Annotated in this window: 13 protein-coding genes; 8 read left to right on the top strand and 5 right to left on the bottom strand. The window is 58.1% G+C overall.

What is annotated here, in order from left to right; all coding sequences use genetic code 11:
- Positions 1-38: 38 nt before the first annotated feature.
- Entirely contained in the window at positions 39-773 is a 735-nt protein-coding gene (locus tag ACR0ES_RS04955; RefSeq protein ID WP_480773157.1) for a glutamine amidotransferase, read from the bottom strand.
- A gap of 16 nt (positions 774-789) precedes the next feature.
- Positions 790-2562 (bottom strand): SLC13 family permease, encoded by a 1773-nt coding sequence (locus tag ACR0ES_RS04960; protein WP_480869751.1) that lies wholly within the window; start codon positions 2560-2562, stop codon positions 790-792.
- Between the two features lie 110 nt (positions 2563-2672).
- Between ACR0ES_RS04960 and ACR0ES_RS04965 the strand changes: the two genes are divergently transcribed.
- Complete coding sequence (locus ACR0ES_RS04965; RefSeq protein ID WP_480481976.1) at positions 2673-3413, top strand: YebC/PmpR family DNA-binding transcriptional regulator; 741 nt, start codon at positions 2673-2675, stop codon at positions 3411-3413.
- 145 nt (positions 3414-3558) lie between these two features.
- Positions 3559-4818: a permease gene (locus tag ACR0ES_RS04970; RefSeq protein WP_480869753.1), complete on the top strand. Its 1260-nt coding sequence runs from the start codon at positions 3559-3561 to the stop codon at positions 4816-4818.
- Positions 4819-4864: 46 nt separating this feature from the next.
- On the opposite strand, the gene ACR0ES_RS04975 is transcribed toward ACR0ES_RS04970, so the two are convergent.
- Positions 4865-5554, bottom strand: coding sequence for a nitroreductase family protein (locus ACR0ES_RS04975; protein ID WP_480869755.1), 690 nt, complete (start codon positions 5552-5554; stop codon positions 4865-4867).
- A 27-nt stretch (positions 5555-5581) separates the two neighbouring features.
- The gene (locus ACR0ES_RS04980; RefSeq protein ID WP_480506213.1) at positions 5582-6475 is read right to left on the bottom strand and encodes a LysR family transcriptional regulator ArgP; all 894 of its coding nucleotides are present in this window, start codon (positions 6473-6475) and stop codon (positions 5582-5584) included.
- Positions 6476-6562: 87 nt separating this feature from the next.
- Here ACR0ES_RS04980 and ACR0ES_RS04985 point away from each other — a divergent pair, with 87 nt between their 5' ends.
- From ACR0ES_RS04985 to ACR0ES_RS05010, 6 genes are all read left to right on the top strand, one after another.
- Positions 6563-7162 (top strand): LysE/ArgO family amino acid transporter, encoded by a 600-nt coding sequence (locus tag ACR0ES_RS04985; RefSeq protein ID WP_480869757.1) that lies wholly within the window; start codon positions 6563-6565, stop codon positions 7160-7162.
- A gap of 40 nt (positions 7163-7202) precedes the next feature.
- Complete coding sequence (locus ACR0ES_RS04990) at positions 7203-8111, top strand: DMT family transporter (RefSeq protein ID WP_480481968.1); 909 nt, start codon at positions 7203-7205, stop codon at positions 8109-8111.
- Positions 8112-8194: 83 nt separating this feature from the next.
- Positions 8195-8767, top strand: a complete 573-nt coding sequence (betI, locus tag ACR0ES_RS04995; protein ID WP_480475817.1) for a choline-binding transcriptional repressor BetI — start codon at positions 8195-8197, stop codon at positions 8765-8767.
- Positions 8764-10272, top strand: a complete 1509-nt coding sequence (betC, locus tag ACR0ES_RS05000; protein ID WP_480773161.1) for a choline-sulfatase — start codon at positions 8764-8766, stop codon at positions 10270-10272. Before betI ends, betC begins: the two co-directional genes overlap by 4 nt.
- Positions 10273-10338: 66 nt before the next feature.
- Complete coding sequence (gene betA / locus ACR0ES_RS05005) at positions 10339-11997, top strand: choline dehydrogenase (RefSeq protein ID WP_480773162.1); 1659 nt, start codon at positions 10339-10341, stop codon at positions 11995-11997.
- Positions 11998-12248: 251 nt separating this feature from the next.
- Positions 12249-12488: an HP1242/YdcH family protein gene (locus ACR0ES_RS05010; RefSeq protein WP_480481962.1), complete on the top strand. Its 240-nt coding sequence runs from the start codon at positions 12249-12251 to the stop codon at positions 12486-12488.
- A 74-nt stretch (positions 12489-12562) separates the two neighbouring features.
- Here ACR0ES_RS05010 and ACR0ES_RS05015 read toward each other — a convergent pair whose 3' ends face one another.
- Positions 12563-13963, bottom strand: a complete 1401-nt coding sequence (locus ACR0ES_RS05015; RefSeq protein WP_209504590.1) for a helix-turn-helix domain-containing protein — start codon at positions 13961-13963, stop codon at positions 12563-12565.
- Between the last annotated feature and the right edge of the window lie 50 nt (positions 13964-14013).

Consider the following 14013-nt stretch of genomic DNA (forward strand, 5'->3'; position numbering starts at 1 on the left):
ATGCGAGGGGGCAAGGCGCAGGCAACCGCGCCGTTGGGTCACTCGTATCGCTGGACGAAACGGCGCAGGATTTCGCCGGGTTGCGTAACCTCTGCCGAATGGCAATGGTCGATCAGTTTCTGCGCGTCTTCGGGCGGGAAGTAGCCATGGTTCTTGTAGATGTTGATGCGTTGTTCAAAGTCTTTGGCATCGGCTTCCGGGTGGAACTGAGTGGCATAGACGTTCTGGCCCCAGCGGATCATCTGGAACGGGCAGGGGTCTGACGCAACAAGGTGAACGCAGCCCTCGGGCAGGGTTTGAACCGCTTCTTTGTGACCAACAAAAGCATCAAAGGTGGCGTCCAATTCTGCGGTAAGCGGGTCTTGTTGTCCTTCGGGGGTCAGGTGGCACCTGGACGGCCCCACAGGCTCGCTGTACCGGGCTTTGCTGACGTCTCCATCCAGATGTACGGCCAGAATACCAAGGCCATAGCAGCACCCCATGAAGGGGTGATCCAACGCGGTAATCTGCGGCATCAAACCCAGGATTGCGGCTTCGATCCGCGCATCCGTCGCGGATTTGGTTGCGGGGTCATCACTGACGCATCCCGGTCCGCCGCCTACAATAACCCCCGCATAGTCGGCGACTTTCAGCCCTTCCGGCAGGTCTTCGCAATCCAGACGGATGCGGTGTGTGCGTTCGGGCGATAACCCGCTGCGGTTCAGGATCGAAGCATATTCTGCGTCGGAGGCATCCGTTTCCGGGCGCAGTTGCAGGATCAAAAAGCGTTTCATGAACAGCCTTTACCCGTCACAACGGCCAAAAGACAAGGATGGCGGGGACGGAAACCGCGATGATCAGAGCCTCAAGCGGCAGGCCCATGCGCCAGTAGTCGCCAAAATGATAGCCGCCGGGGCCCAGAACCAGCGTGTTGTTCTTGTGACCGATAGGCGTCAGGAACGCAGCCGAGGCCGCAACGGCCACGGTCATCAGGAACGGGTCGGGCGACACCCCGAGCGTTTGGGCCATCTGAATGCCCACCGGGGCCGCGACGATGGCGGTGGCGGTGTTGTTCAGGACATCCGACAAGGTCATCGTCACGACCATCAGTACGGTCAGGATCGCCCATGCAGGCAGGCCGTTGGTCAGCTGGATCAGCGCATTGGCAATTAGCTCGGTGCCGCCGGATGTTTCCAAAGCGCTGCCCAGAGGGATCATCGAACCCAGCAGCACGACAACGGGCCATTCGATATGGTTATAGATCTCCGTGATTGGCATGACCTTGGTTAGCACATAGGCAATGACGACAAGACCCAATGCGACTGGAAGGTAAATCAACCCGACACTGGCCGCGAAAACGGCAGCGGCAAACAGACCGATGGCCAACCAGGCCTTGTCGTTTGCCGTCACGTTCAAACCGCGCTCGGCCAGAGGCAGACAACCCAGCCATTCTGTCACGTCGGCGCTGCGATCACGGGGGCAAAGCAGCAGCAGGATGTCTCCCGGTTGAACCTCGGTCTTGCGAACCTGTTCGGTGATCTGACGACCCTGACGCGAGATGCCCATCAGGACGGTACTTTGGCGCCAGGCCAGTCCAATACCCTGCGCAGTACGGCCGGTTATGCGCGCGCTTTCGGGAACGACCACTTCGATCACTTCAAGCCCGTCGCCTTCAGCCGTCAAAAGCTCCTGCCGTCGTGTGTCCGAGAAATCCAGTTTCAGCGCAGAACGGAATTCGTCCAGCGCCTCCGGGCGTGCTTCCAGTACCAGCGCGTCGCCATCGTTCAGTGTGGCATGGGTTGACCGGCCATATCGCCGTTTCCCATTCCGGATCAGGCCGATGATAGCCACGTCGGATTTTTCGGCCGTTTCATAAAGTTCGCTGACCCGTTTACCGATATGTGCAGAGCCCGGCGGGATCGTCAGTTCGGCAATGTATTCGGCCAGCACCTCGGATGTTTCTTGTTGTACGCCGCGATTGGGGATCAATCGCCATCCGATCAGCGCGACAAATGCCAGACCGGCAATCGCTGCAATTCCACCAACAGGGGCGAAATCGAACATGTGAAACGGCTCACCCAGTGTTTCCTGCCGGATCGAGGCGATGATGATATTCGGCGGGGTGCCGATCAGGGTGACCATGCCCCCCAGAATGGTGGCAAAGCTCAGGGGCATCAGGGACAGACCCGGGGGCCGACCCGCTTTGCGCGCGGTCTGAATATCCACGGGCATCAGCAGGGCAAGCGCCGCGACATTGTTCATGAAGGCCGACAGAATCGCACTGATCCCGCCCATCAGGGCGATATGTGCGCCCAGCCCCCGTGACGCATCAACCAGAGTGCGGGTGATCAGAAAGACCGCACCCGACCTGACCAAGCCGGCAGAGACCACAAGCACCAGCGCGACGATAATGGTCGCCGGGTGGCCAAAGCCCGCAAAGGCGCCACCCACCGGCACAACACCCAGCACGACGCCGATCATAAGCGCGGCAAAAGCCACAAGGTCGTATCGAAACCGACCCCAAAGCAGCATCCCGAAGACAGTGATGAAAAGGGCAAAAAGTATGATCTGATCTGTCGTCATGCCGTCACCATACAAGGCGGTGAGGTCGTCGCAAGCCGCTCTCTTGATCCTGCCCCCCGCAAACGTCTATATGAGCGCCGAACACGCAAACATGATGACGAGGACGCACTATGGCAGGCCACTCCAAATGGGCCAACATCCAGCACCGCAAGGGGCGTCAGGACGCCGCGCGGTCCAAACTGTTTTCCAAACTGTCAAAAGAGATCACCGTGGCCGCCAAGATGGGCGACCCCGATCCCGACAAGAACCCGCGCCTGCGTCTGGCGGTGAAAGAAGCCAAGTCGAACTCGGTCCCCAAGGACGTGATCGACCGCGCGATCAAGAAATCCCAAGCGGGTGAAGGCGACGATTACGAAGAAATCCGCTATGAGGGCTATGGGCCCAATGGTGTTGCGGTAATTGTCGAAACCATGACCGACAACCGCAACCGGACCGCATCGACCGTTCGTTCCACGTTCTCGAAGAACGGTGGCAATCTGGGCGAGACCGGCTCGGTTGGGTTCATGTTTGACCGCAAGGGTGAGGTCATTTACCCGGCAGATGCTGGCGATGCCGACACGATTTTTGAGGCCGCCATTGAGGCCGGAGCCGAAGACGTCGAAAGCTCGGAAGACGGTCACATCATCTGGTGCGCGGATACCGATCTGAACGATGTCTCCTCTGCATTGGAAACCGCGCTTGGAGAATCAGAATCCACCAAGCTGGTCTGGAAACCGACCACAACGACGGAACTGGGCCTTGAGGACATGCAAAAGCTGATGAAGCTGGTCGATGCGCTGGAAGACGATGACGATGTGCAGCGTGTCACGACCAACTTCGAAGCCACCGATGAGGTCATGGCGCAGCTTTAAGCTGACCCATACCAGCTCATTGAAACCCGGTCGCAACGGCCGGGTTTTTTGGTTTTTGATGGTTTTATTGAATTATTGGCTGAAACAGTCGATGCGCTTAGGCTGAAAGTGGCGGAAATCCAGGAAACACGAAGACACAGTACTAATGACATCCGAAACTTCCGATCGAACCAAGCGCAACGTGCCCGTCCTGGCCGGGCAAAGTATCCTGTCTCAGGTCGCGTGGACGCTCGGCAGCCCGTCGGTTGTTTTACCGTTTCTAGCCGTTTCCTTCGAGTTGCCGATGTTTGTGGCGGGGGCGCTGGTGTCGGTGCGGATGGTCGGTTGCTTGATTGCGGATTTCTTTCTGGCGCAACCCGTTGCGGCAAGAAGCAAGAAGAAACGTGCGATTGCGTTGACCGAAGCGGTCATTGGCGCCTGTCTGGTTCTGGCAATCGCTGCGGCCGCAACCGGGGCTGTCCCATTGATCGCGGCGGTTTTCCTGTCTGTATTTCTGGTGATCGGGCTTGTCAGCGAAGTGCAGACCCTGATGCTTACGGATCTGCTCGGGGACCACGTTCAGGCGCGTTCGCGCATGGTCATGCAATACCTGCAACTTGGTGCCGGGGGGCTATGTGCCATTGGCCTTGCGTTGCTGGTGCATCAGTTCACCAAGGATAATCCACCCTTTTCGCGCCATTCAGTCATGATTGGCGTTTCGGTTTTATTCTTCCTGCTGTCGGGTCTGTTCATGCTGGCGATGACGGAAACCGTGCGTGAGGGTGCACCGACGACGCCGCAGAAGTCCGAAAGGGGCATTTCGATTAAGGCGAATATCAAGGGTATTCTGGACATGTTCGAATACCAATGGTTCCGGCGGTATATGATCATGCGTCTGCCCTTGGTTGCTGTGTCGCTGTCTGTTCCGTTCTTCGCTCTCATCGCAGCCGAAGCGCATCACAGCTCGACACAGGGATTGACCGCGATGATCGTTTCTTCCGCTTCGGGGTATCTTGTTTCGGGCCCTCTGTGGCAAACCATCAACATGAAATCCCATCGTGCTGTCATGGTGGTCGGGACATTGATGGTCGCCGCAACAGGCTGTGTCCTTTTGGTGTTCCACTATTTGGGCATCGACCATCAGGTTCACTTGCATGCAATTGCGCTGTTCATTGTCACCGTTGCGGTGACCGGGATCAGCAGTGCGCGTAAACTCTATTTTCTGGATGTGGCACCCAAAGAGCAGCGGGTGCGGGGATCGGCGGCGGTCAAGGCGTTCGCGCGTTTAACCGCGGTGTTGTTGTCTGCGGGCCTTGCCGCTGTCGCCCATATGCACGAGGTCGCAATGGCCGTCGCATTCATCGTCGTCGCCAGTCTGGCGTCCTGTGTAAACTGCTACCGCATGATGCAACCGGAACAGAAATAGCCAGTACAGCCCACGAATTGAGTTTTCGGCCACCGTTGCGACGGCCTCAGAAGAAGGATGAAATCTCTTCCAGGGGTTTCTTGAGTTTTGCCACAGCAGGCACGGTCGCGTCTTCTGACGGATGCCCCACCGCGATGATCATGGTTGGTTTTTCGGACGCGGGCCGGTCCAGCGCGTCGTTCAGAAACCGCATCGGATTCGGGGTGTGGGTCAGAGTGCTAAGGCCCGCGTGATGCAGCGCGGCAATCAGAAAGCCGGTGGCAATGTTTACACTCTCCGGGACGTAGTAGTTCTTGTACCGCGTTCCATCCTCGAATTGCCCCCAGCGCTGGGCAAATACCACGATCAGCCAAGGGGCGATTGTCAGATGTTCTTTTACAGCGTTGGTTCCGATAGGCTCCAGTGCCTTGATCCATTCATCCCCGGCGCCACCTGCGTAGAACTGGCGTTCTTCTTCTTCGGCTTCTTCCCGGATGCGGTGTTTCAGGGCAGGATCCGAGATGGCAGCAAAATGCCAGGGTTGGTGATTGGCGCCCGACGGGGCGGTGCCCGCGGTGCGCAGGCTGGATTCGATTACCTCACGGCCAACGGGGCGGGGGCTGAAGTCCCGGACAGTGTGACGCTGACGCATCTTTTCGTAAAATGCCTGCGCCGCGCCCAGCATGTCTGCATCGCTGATGTCGCATCGGTCCGGCAGGGGAATCGGGTCATAGCCAAGAGCGTCACGTGAGAACATTGGTTCCTCCGAAAATGTCGTGTTTGTTTAGCTGCTTTGAGGCAGAAGCAAAATTCGTTCTGAGGCACGTTTGACAGCCTGGGTCAGAGGTTTGAGCGCGGGCGCAAGAACACGCCCAACCTGCCAGCTCAGCGCGACATCCAACGGCGCATCGGGCACGATGGGGCGCAACAGCCCATGTTTCAAAGCCTCCTGCACCAGAGCTGCGGGGTTCATGCCCCACCCAAGCCCGGCAATCGCCGCGTCCACAAATCCGTGTGAAGAAGGCAGGAAATGAGACGGGGGTGAAAGGCGTTTGCCAGTGTGCTGAACAATCCATGCCCTTTGTAGCCCGTCCTTTTGGTTGAAAACCAGGCAGGGTGCCTTGCCAAGTTCTGCCTCGGTCACTTTGTCCCGAAACCAGGTGTTGATGAATTCCGGGCTGGCTGTTGGCAGATAGCGCAACACGCCCAATGGGATCGCGTCGCACCCGGTCACTGTCTGGCCACCAACGGTGACGGCGGCGCTTACCTCGCCCCGTCGCAGCCAGTCTGCGGAGTGATCCTGATCGTCGATCACCAGATCGAACAGCATGTCAGGCACCTGCGCCATCGCATCAACAAACCAGGTGGCCAGACTGTCTGCAGGTACGGCGATACGGACGCGGGCGGACCTTGGTTCCTGCTCCAGCGTTAGTTCTCGAACCAGCTGTGCCTCAAGCAGTCCGACATCTTCCGCGTAACGGGCAATGCGCAGCCCGGCGGGCGTCCCGGTACAAGGGCTGCCCCGATGTATCAGGGTGGCTCCAATCCGATCCTCAAGCGCCCTGATCCGCTGGGATATCGCCGAGGGCGTCACCGCCAGCTCTGCCGCAGCCGCATCAAAGCTGCCATGACGCAGAATGGCAGACAAAGCGGACAGGTGAAGAGGATCTAGCAACATTAGTCAGGCTTAACTCGGGGTAACATCTTTAATTTGATAGATCGCACCAACGGCCTTAGTCAACGTCTTGCAATAGCAGGAGGTCCCATGCCCACGTCCATGATCGCCGGTTTCGCGCTGGGTTTCAGTCTGATCCTCGCCATCGGGGCACAGAACGCCTTTATTTTGCGACAGGGGTTGCGGCGTGAACATGTGTTTCTTCTGTGCCTGACCTGCTCAATGTCTGACGCGGTTTTGATTGTTGCAGGCGTCACAGGGTTCGGGACTCTGGCCCATTCAGCCCCCTGGTTTGAACCTGTACTGCGATTTGGCGGGGCCGCTTTTCTGACGTGGTATGGGCTGCGCAGCTTCGGGTCTGCCCTGCGGGGTGGCGCGGTAATGGAAACGGGCAACGGCCAGCGAACCAGCCTTAGAACCGCGATGCTTACCGTTCTCGCCTTCACCTGGCTGAACCCGCATGTCTATCTGGATACAGTGGTTCTGATCGGTTCCATCTCGGCACAGTATGATGACCGGGTCGGATTTGCCATTGGGGCGGTCATTTCCAGCTTTGTCTTCTTCTTTTCACTTGGATACGGCGCAGGTGTTCTGTCTCCGGTGTTTGCGCGCCCGCGCGCCTGGCAGGTGCTGGATGCAGTGATCGGTGTCGTAATGCTGGGTATCGCACTGAAACTTGTTGTCATGTGAAGGGTTGTTCCCGGCAGGGTTTCGGTGTTCAACCTAAGCCATGACATCGCTTGCCGTTTCGTCGCGCCCGCTTGCCGCTATGTTCTGGATGTTTGCCGCCGGGCTGTCCTTTGTTGTGATGACCGCATTGGTCAAATCTCTGGGCACGACGATGAATCCGGTCCAGGCCGCATTCCTGCGTTATGCGCTGGGATTGGTGTTTCTGTTACCGGCCTTGCGGTCGATCATGGCGACCCGGCTGACACCCCGCCTGCTGACGCTGTTCGGTTTGCGCGGTGTAGTACACGCGATTGCTGTCATGCTTTGGTTCTTCGCCATGACACAAATTCCCTTGGCCGAAGTCACTGCGATGAACTACATGACGCCGGTTTATGTCACCTTGGGTGCAGCCCTGTTTCTGGGTGAGAAGTTGGCTTTTCGCAGGGTCGCCGCGATTCTGGTCGCTTTGGTGGGCGTGCTGGTCATCCTGCGCCCCGGGTTTCGCGAAGTCTCACAAGGTCACCTTGCCATGCTCGGAACGGCCCTGATGCTAAGCGGGTCCTATTTGCTGGCCAAGCTTCTTGTCCGCGACGTTCCACCTTCGGTTGTTGTGGCGCATCTGTCCATCTGGGTAACCATAGCCTTGATCCCCTTTGCGGTTGCCGTCTGGACCCGGCCCAGTATGCAAGAACTCGGGGTTCTGTTTCTGGTGGCCAGCTTTGCGACCGCAGGTCATTACTTCATGACATTGGCGTTGCAGGCCGCGCCTGTGGCCGTCACACAACCCGTCACTTTCCTGCAGTTGATCTGGGCCACGCTTGTGGGTGCAGCAATCTTCCACGAAAGCGTCGACCTTTGGGTTGTGGCTGGCGGAACCCTGATACTGGGCGCTGTAAGCTTCATCTCATGGCGCGAGTTCATGTTGAACCGGCGGGACTTGACGCCTCCCAGTATTGCGCCGAAGCTGTAACAAGACATCTCAGTGTTTACATTGATTGACGAGTCAATAAAAACATCCTAGCTTGGTCGCATGACACCTGTATGGGGAAAGCGATGCCAAAAGTTGGAATGGAGCCGATCCGCAAGGACGCGATTGTTCGAGCGACGATTGCTGAACTGGGTGTCAAGAAATCCCTGGATGTAACCGTAAGCCAGATTGCCAAACGCGCGGGCATGTCCAGCGCATTGGCACACCATTATTTTGGCGGAAAGGATCAGATATTTCTGGCCGCAATGCGTCAGATCCTCGCCGACTTCAGCGACGAAGCCAGGGCCCAGTTGAAAGCGGCCAAACCGGGCAATCGGGCAGAGGCGATTATCCACGCCTGTTTTGCCCCTTCGTGTTTCACACCTGACGTGACTGCCGCCTGGATGACGTTTTATGTGTTGGCGCAGACCAACAGTGACGCGCTGCGATTGTGGCAGATCTATCAGGCGCGCATCAGATCGAATCTGGTTCATGCCCTGCGTCCAAGGATGCTGGATCCGGTTGAGGCTGCCGAGAATATGATTGCCCTGATTGACGGGCTCTATATTCGCGCAGCACTCAGCGCCCCGGAAGAACCGCAACTGGCCGTGAACCACGCTATGCGCGTGCTCGATACTCTGCTCGAGGCTGAAAAATGACAAAACCAAACATTCTGATCCTGATGGTGGATCAGCTGAACGGAACCCTCTTTCCCGACGGTCCCGCTGACTGGCTTCATGCTCCGAACCTGAAGAAACTGGCCGAACGGTCGACCCGCTTTGCCAACGCTTATACTGCGTCGCCGCTTTGCGCGCCGGGGCGGGCCAGCTTCATGTCCGGTCAATTACCCTCACGCACCGGCGTCTACGACAACGCGGCTGAGTTCCGCAGCGATATCCCAACTTACGCACACCATTTGCGCAGGGCCGGCTATTACACCTGTCTGTCAGGCAAAATGCACTTTGTCGGCCCGGACCAGATGCACGGGTTTGAGGATCGCCTGACAACTGATATCTACCCGGCCGATTTTGGCTGGACACCGGATTACCGCAAACCGGGCGAGCGGATCGACTGGTGGTATCACAACATGGGATCGGTGACCGGCGCGGGTGTTGCCGAGATTTCCAACCAGATGGAGTATGATGACGAGGTCGCCTATAACGCCAAGGCCAAACTGTATGACCTTGCGCGCGGCAAGGATGACCGCCCATGGTGCGTGACGGTCAGCTTCACCCATCCGCATGATCCCTATGTCGCCCGTCGCAAATACTGGGACCTTTACGAGGATTGCGCGCATCTGCTGCCCGAAATCGCTGATATCGGCTATGACAACCAGGATCCTCACGCCAAGCGGATCTTCGATGCCAACGACTGGCGTAGCTTCGACATCACCCAAGAAGATATCCGAAAGTCGCGCCGCGCCTATTTCGCCAATATTTCCTATCTGGACGACAAGATCGGTGAAATCCTCGAAGTGCTGGAAACGACACGGCAAGAGGCGATCATCCTGTTCGTCTCGGATCACGGTGACATGCTGGGTGAACGGGGCTTGTGGTTCAAGATGAACTTCTACGAAGGCTCGGCGCGCGTTCCTTTGATGATTTCATCCCCGGATTTGCTTGCGGGGCGGATCGATACACCGGTTTCTACCATTGATGTCACACCCACACTCGGGGCTCTGGCAGGTGTTGACATGGCCGAGATCGCCCCATGGACGGACGGTGAAAACCTGGTGCCGCTGGCGCAAGGCGGGGAACGAACCGCACCTGTGGCCATGGAATACGCGGCCGAGGCATCGTATGCGCCGCTGGTGTCGCTGCGCTATGGCAAGTGGAAATACAATCGATGCGCGCTGGACCCGGATCAATTGTTTGATCTCGAGGCAGACCCGCATGAACTGACCAATCTGGCAGACAGCCCCGAACATGCGGGCACGCTGCAAACCCTGCGCGCAAAGTCCGAGACCCGCTGGGATTTGGAGCGCTTCGACGCGGATGTCCGTGCCAGTCAGGCGCGACGCTGGGTCGTGTATGAGGCACTGCGGCAAGGCGGATATTACCCATGGGATTATCAGCCGCTGCAAAAAGCGTCCGAACGCTACATGCGCAATCATATGGATCTGAACATCGTCGAGGAAAATGCCCGGTTCCCACGCGGCGAGTAACCTCTTCATCTTTTTAAAAATACTCCCGCCGGAGGCGTCACACCCGGCGGGCGAGGAGTTGTGAATATGGAAGCAGATTTTGTCATCGTTGGCGCAGGGTCCGCAGGCTGCGCAATGGCATATCGTCTGAGCGAAGGTGGGGCCTCGGTCCTGGTGATCGAGCACGGTGGCACCGACATGGGGCCGTTTATCCAGATGCCTGCCGCGCTCAGCTATCCGATGAACATGTCGCGCTATGACTGGGGATATCAGTCCGAGCCCGAACCGCATCTTAACAACCGCCGTCTGGCCTGCCCGCGCGGCAAGGTGATCGGCGGGTCGTCGTCGATCAACGGCATGGTCTATGTGCGCGGTCACGCACGCGATTTCGACACCTGGGCCGAGATGGGGGCTGACGGTTGGTCTTATGCGGATGTGCTGCCCTATTACAAACGCATGGAGACATGGCATGACGGCGGCCATGGGGGCGATCCGGCCTGGCGCGGCACTGACGGCCCATTGCACGTGTCGCGCGGTCCCCGCGCAAACCCACTGTTTCAGGCCTTTGTCGATGCAGGCCAACAGGCGGGATACGAGGTCACCGGCGACTATAACGGAGAAAAGCAGGAAGGCTTTGGCCCGATGGAGCAGACCGTCTGGAAAGGGCGGCGCTGGTCGGCGGCAAATGCCTATCTGAAGCCCGCGCTCAAACGCGACAATTGTGATATCGTGCGGGGTCTTGCGTCTCGGGTTGTTATGGAAAACGGTCGCGCCACTGGTGTGGAATTGATCCGTGGCGGCAAGAAAGAGATCATCAAGGCCCGGCGCGAGGTCGTTCTGGCTGCGTCCTCGATCAACTCGCCCAAACTGCTTATGCTGTCTGGTATCGGCCCGGGCGCACATCTGGCGGAACATGGGATCAACGTCGTTGCGGATCGTCCGGGGGTGGGTGCGAACCTTCAGGATCATCTGGAGCTGTATATTCAACAAGCTTCGCTACAGCCGATTACGCTCTACAAGCACTGGAACCTGTTCAGCAAGGGTCTGATCGGGGCGCAATGGCTGTTTACCAAGACAGGTTTGGGCGCATCGAACCAGTTTGAAAGCGCGGCATTCATCCGGTCTAAGCCGGGTGTGGAGTATCCCGACATTCAGTACCACTTCCTGCCGATCGCAGTTCGCTATGACGGACAGGCGGCGGCAGAGGGGCACGGGTTCCAGGCGCATGTCGGCCCGATGCGGTCCCCGTCACGCGGGGCGGTCACATTGCGATCTGCGCAAGCCGCAGACGCGCCGGTGATCAAGTTCAACTACATGAGCCATGAAGAGGATTGGGAAGACTTCCGCACCTGTATCCGGCTGACCCGCGAAATCTTTGGACAAAACGCTTTCAAACCCTATGCGGGCAAGGAAATTCAGCCGGGTGCCGCTGTGCAAACCGATGAAGAGCTGAACGCCTTTATCGCGGAACATGCTGAAAGCGCCTATCACCCCTGTGGCACCTGCCGGATGGGGCGTGCGGATGACAAAGGTGCGGTGGTCGATCCCGAGGGTCGCGTCATCGGCGTGGACGGGCTGCGCGTCGCGGACAGTTCGATTTTCCCGCAGATCACCAACGGCAATCTCAACGCGCCCTCGATCATGGTGGGCGAGAAAGTATCGGATTCTCTGCTGGGCAAAGACCCGTTACCCAAGGCCAATGATCGCCCGTGGATCCACCCCGGCTGGGCAACCGCGCAGCGATAATGATACTTAACTGCTCCCGGTTGAATACGCTGTTCAGCGCTTGCCGGGGGCATGTTAGGAAAAGGTTCAGCGTTCTTGTCCAGATAAGGTTGAGCCACGTTTCAGCACAACTTGCCCTCTGCACGGCAGGATGCGCGTGGCGCTTTATTGAAATTCGCGGGATTGTTGCGGGTAGTTGATCCCGGTCAAAGCGAAAGCCCGGTCACGCTTCTATCACTGGTTTGCAACGACATATGAAGGAGCGAACAGAGATGTCTCACACCCCGCATGAACTGGCCGAAGAGTTTCCGGACAAAGTTGAACTGATGAGCCAGCTCAAGCAGTCGGATGCGCATTTCGCCCGGCTGGCCGATGAATATCATGAGGTCAACCGCGAAGTGCACCGCGCCGAGACCAATGTCGAACCCATGGAGGAACTGGCCGAGGTTGACCTGCGCAAAAAACGCGCGGCGCTGAAGGATGAGATCTGGGCGATCCTGTCCAAGACTTAAATTCATTGGCGGGGGCTATGCCCCCGTCGTGCCCAGAGACGTGACGCTGATAGGGCTTAGTCGCCAGACTAAGATCAGGTCACTTCATAGGGCAGGGTGCCGCGAATATGGGTGTCGATGCTCAGACGGCGTTCCAGCGGCGGAACCGAACGCTGGTGACAGGTTTGCCGCTCGCAGATGCGGCAGGAAATTCCAATGGGCTCGTAAGCGCTGGCATTGTTGATGTCGAGGTTATCAGCATAAACAAGCGCCGGGGCATGGCGGACCTCGCACCCCAACGCAATGGCGTACCGTCTGACGGGCGCACCGAAAGAGCCGCCCGATTTTGAAACATCCCGTGCCAGCGAGATATAGCGAACGCCATCTGGTGTTTCCGCCAGCTGCCGCAGGAAATGCCCGGGCGTTTCAAAGGCCCGATGCACGTTCCAAAGCGGGCAAGCCCCACCAAAGCGTGCAAATTGAAGGCGTGTGGCCGAGTGTCGCTTGGTGATCGTCCCCGCCTGATCAACCCGGACGAAGAAGAACGGGATGCCCTTGGCGCCGGGACGCTGTAGTGTCGACAGCCGATGTGCAACCTGCTCGACCGACGCCCCGAACCGGTTGCTGAGCAGCTCCAGATCGTGACGCTCTTCCTGAGCAGCAGTCAAAAACGCGGTATAAGGCATCAGAGAGGCACCAGCGAAATAGTTGGCAAGACCGATCTTGGCGATGGCGCGGGCTTCGTCACTTTGGAACTTGGCGAAATCCAGCGTCGCCTCCAGCAACTGGTCCTGACTGATCAGCGCGACCTGTAACAGAAGCTGGAACACCTGCGTCTGCGGCGCTGCACGGGAGGACAGGCGCAAAATTTTGCTGTCGACATCATAAGCGCGCAAGGGGCCCATATCTGAAAAAACCACCTGAATTCCGCGTTCTGAAAGGCTGCTCAGGGCGGCTTGCCGGATACCGCCGGGGCCGTCGGCGCGGTTGGCAAACAGTTCCGCTGCCCTGTCCACGGCGTCGATGTAGTTGTCGCAATAATGGAAGAAATCGCGCACTTCTTCCCAAGGGCTGGCCTGAATACGCGCATCTTCACGCCCCAAAGCCTCGTCCAGCGAGGCAAGGCGTTCATGTGTCTGCCGGTAGGTTTTGTGCAATTCGATAAACGCGCGCGCCAGGGCCGGGGCGTTGGAAGCTGTCAGGCGCAGATCGGCCAGAGGGGGCTGTATGTCGGCAAAAACAGGATCGGCCAGCGCCTCGCGCATGTCTGAAACAAGACGTTCGCTGTCGCCGGTGCTGAGTTCGGTAACATCCATTCCGAATTCCTGCGCCAGAGCCAGCACAACCGTGGTCGAGATCGGCCGGTTGTTGTTCTCCATCTGATTCAGATAAGGCAGTGAAACGCCCAGTTTGGCGGCAAATTCGCGCTGCGTCAGGGTCAGGCGAGTCCGCATTTCGCGCAGTTTCGCGCCCGCATAGAGCTTTTGGGTGGCCATAGGGTGCCTTTGCAAGTTTTCCAATTTCCGAGGTTAACTTTGCAAAGTCA

Source organism: Ruegeria sp. N7 (assembly GCF_056531345.1).

Excerpts from the sequence above, each read along its gene's own strand:
- ACR0ES_RS04955 (WP_480773157.1), bottom strand. The coding sequence starts at position 773 with ATGAAACGCTTTTTGATCCTGCAACTGCGCCCGGAAACGGATGCCTCC.
- ACR0ES_RS04960 (WP_480869751.1), bottom strand. The coding sequence starts at position 2,562 with ATGACGACAGATCAGATCATACTTTTTGCCCTTTTCATCACTGTCTTC.
- ACR0ES_RS04965 (WP_480481976.1), top strand. The coding sequence starts at position 2,673 with ATGGCAGGCCACTCCAAATGGGCCAACATCCAGCACCGCAAGGGGCGT.
- ACR0ES_RS04970 (WP_480869753.1), top strand. The coding sequence starts at position 3,559 with ATGACATCCGAAACTTCCGATCGAACCAAGCGCAACGTGCCCGTCCTG.
- ACR0ES_RS04975 (WP_480869755.1), bottom strand. The coding sequence starts at position 5,554 with ATGTTCTCACGTGACGCTCTTGGCTATGACCCGATTCCCCTGCCGGAC.
- ACR0ES_RS04980 (WP_480506213.1), bottom strand. The coding sequence starts at position 6,475 with ATGTTGCTAGATCCTCTTCACCTGTCCGCTTTGTCTGCCATTCTGCGT.
- ACR0ES_RS04985 (WP_480869757.1), top strand. The coding sequence starts at position 6,563 with ATGCCCACGTCCATGATCGCCGGTTTCGCGCTGGGTTTCAGTCTGATC.
- ACR0ES_RS04990 (WP_480481968.1), top strand. The coding sequence starts at position 7,203 with ATGACATCGCTTGCCGTTTCGTCGCGCCCGCTTGCCGCTATGTTCTGG.
- betI (WP_480475817.1), top strand. The coding sequence starts at position 8,195 with ATGCCAAAAGTTGGAATGGAGCCGATCCGCAAGGACGCGATTGTTCGA.
- betC (WP_480773161.1), top strand. The coding sequence starts at position 8,764 with ATGACAAAACCAAACATTCTGATCCTGATGGTGGATCAGCTGAACGGA.
- betA (WP_480773162.1), top strand. The coding sequence starts at position 10,339 with ATGGAAGCAGATTTTGTCATCGTTGGCGCAGGGTCCGCAGGCTGCGCA.
- ACR0ES_RS05010 (WP_480481962.1), top strand. The coding sequence starts at position 12,249 with ATGTCTCACACCCCGCATGAACTGGCCGAAGAGTTTCCGGACAAAGTT.
- ACR0ES_RS05015 (WP_209504590.1), bottom strand. The coding sequence starts at position 13,963 with ATGGCCACCCAAAAGCTCTATGCGGGCGCGAAACTGCGCGAAATGCGG.